The organism is Mycobacterium sp., from assembly GCF_035633495.1.
GTDB lineage: Bacteria > Actinomycetota > Actinomycetes > Mycobacteriales > Mycobacteriaceae > Mycobacterium.
Genome location: NZ_DASQEU010000187.1, coordinates 1 through 2,173, shown reverse-complemented (window position 1 = coordinate 2,173; position 2,173 = coordinate 1). Strand labels below are relative to the sequence as shown.

Genomic DNA, 2,173 nt, shown 5'->3' with positions numbered 1-2,173 from the left:
GTGAAAGAAGTCGGTGACCGTGTCCGCGAGAACCTGGGGCAGGTCGTCGTCGCCGCGCAGGATCTCCGGCGTCTCTTCGACAGCCGCTCGTTCTGACTCGGCGGATCCGGTGATCGTGCCGCTCACGTCGAAACCGATCTGTGCTCGTTCAAGACGTCTCCGCTGTCGAGGTTGAGCCGTTGCCAATCGGCGGGGCCGCCGCAGTATGCGGTCGCGCCTGGGAACGAGGCTACCCAACAAGAGGCCATCATGACCGCCGGCGTGCCATCGGTTGGGTGAACGACGGGTGTCGATCTTGTCACGCAGTTCCCGCCGCCGGTGTTAGCCGAAGTAAGACTTGGCAATGCAGGCGTGCACACCCACGGTCTTGTCGACCACGTGAATGTCGGCGAAGTCAGCGGTAGGGCTGTCAGCCCCACTCGTTATTCATGGCGCGGAAGTCGACGGTGGCCTCGGCCGACGCCGCGTCGCGTCGGCCGCTTCGTGAGACGGCGATCAGCACCATTGCCAGTCCTGCGGTGACGGCCCCAGCAACGAAGATCGTCACGAAGCCCTGCTCGGGGGGCAGGCCCGTCGCGGCGTCGGTGCGAACAAGCAGAACGGCAACCAGTGCCGCGGCGATCGAGCGGATCGCATTCTCGCGACGGGCATTTCGCCCTCGGTGCCGCCATCTTCGGCACTGTGGAATCCCGCCGCCGACGAGATGTCGATGATCGTCCAACACAGCGGACGAATCACTCGTCGTCTGCTCTCGCGACGAACGCGACGAGTTCCGCACAGTCGTGCACCAGCGCTGCGACCTTGTCTACGACGCCGCCCGTCACCCAGTCCTTCTGGTTCAAGTTCTGCGAGACGATGAAAGAGCGACGGCGAAGATGTTCGGCGTGCTCGTGGTCGGCGTACTCGGAGTAGCCGCGAGGCATGGCCTTGAGCGAATCGTCGTCGGACAGTGCGCGGCGTTTCCCGGCCAGCCCGTCCAGCACGGCCGTGAACTCGTCTGCTCGCTCGATGATCCGATCACGGATGGGGGTCAGGCGTGCCGGTAAGAGCTGGTGGTATCCGCACGCGACGAACCCGCCCCCGTCGGCCAGGTGGATGTAGGCCAACCCGGAGCTCTCCCGCTTGTCCCCGGTCGGGGTCAGTAGACCAGCGACCGAGGTCTTGTACGGCGACTTGTCGGTGGCAAAACGCACGTCACGGTTGATGCGGAACATCGTCCCGCGGCCGCCATGCAGCTCCCACGGCGCCCCGATCGTCGCGTCGGCCGACGCCTCGAGCGCTTGGATGAACGGTTGGCGCACGTGCTTCTCAAATTCGTCGCGGTGCGCATCGAACCAAGTCTTGTCGTTGTTGTCGGCCAGACCACGAAGGAAGGAGAAGGTCGCCGCGCTGAATCCCATCGCTTCGGTCACTACGCCATCCCAGCACCTCGAGACGGGTCGTGTCGAGGCCCAACAGGTTCGCTGCCACCGAGCAGAATGGCGATGCCGGGGGCGAAATCCGCCCACCCCGCGGTCGCCATCCATCGCGAGTACGGGTGTGGCCGCTCGGTCAACACATCCATGGCGTCGTGTGTCTCGTCGACCGTGACACCGCCGGGGTCCACCCAACTCCGACGTGCATCTCATCGAGGAGAACACCAACTTTTCAACGAGTGGTCGACGAGATGCGCCAGACCGGTGGGCAGGAACCGGTCGTGCGGCGGATAGGAACATCGCGGTGTGCAAACCGTGGTCGGTGACGGTGTATCGGTGGGTGTCCGGGATACGGGTGATGAAGCCGCGGACGCGCAGTCTTCGCACATCCATCGGCCTTGGTTCGTCGCCGGACCACGCTTGCCGAAGGCGCAGGTTTGCTCGCGTGACGGCGACCGACGATGCGTTCAGCTGTTGCGCGATGATGCCGAGAATCGGGACCACGGCGGTCTGGAGCACGGCGACGGTCAGGGCTACCAGGCTGAGGGCAGCGATGAGCAGACGGGGCCGCTCGGAGCGCGGAAACCGGCGTCCGGCGAAGGTGTCTATCTAAATTGGGCTCTTCCGGCTTTTACGTGGGTCCGGCCTTGGTTTGACGGGTGGTCAGCGGCAGGATCTGCGGCATGCGCGACATCGAGTTGTACCGCCATCTGTTGGGACTGGAGGCTCCGTGGGAGGTGGGGCGGGTCGAGTTGTCG

Annotated in this window: 2 protein-coding genes and 1 pseudogene; all 3 read right to left on the bottom strand. The window is 64.8% G+C overall.

Features of this window, described 5'->3' with window-relative positions:
* Positions 1 to 409 precede the first annotated feature (409 nt).
* Positions 410 to 547 carry a hypothetical protein gene (locus tag VET27_RS26485; RefSeq protein ID WP_526523019.1) on the bottom strand — a complete coding sequence of 46 codons (138 nt, stop codon included), beginning with the start codon at positions 545 to 547 and terminating at the stop codon, positions 410 to 412.
* Between the two features lie 187 nt (positions 548 to 734).
* The gene (locus VET27_RS26480; RefSeq protein ID WP_526523017.1) at positions 735 to 1,412 is read right to left on the bottom strand and encodes a DUF2461 domain-containing protein; all 678 of its coding nucleotides are present in this window, start codon (positions 1,410 to 1,412) and stop codon (positions 735 to 737) included.
* A gap of 441 nt (positions 1,413 to 1,853) precedes the next feature.
* Positions 1,854 to 2,024: pseudogene (locus VET27_RS26475) on the bottom strand (MFS transporter); the annotation flags it as partial.
* Positions 2,025 to 2,173: the final 149 nt, after the last annotated feature.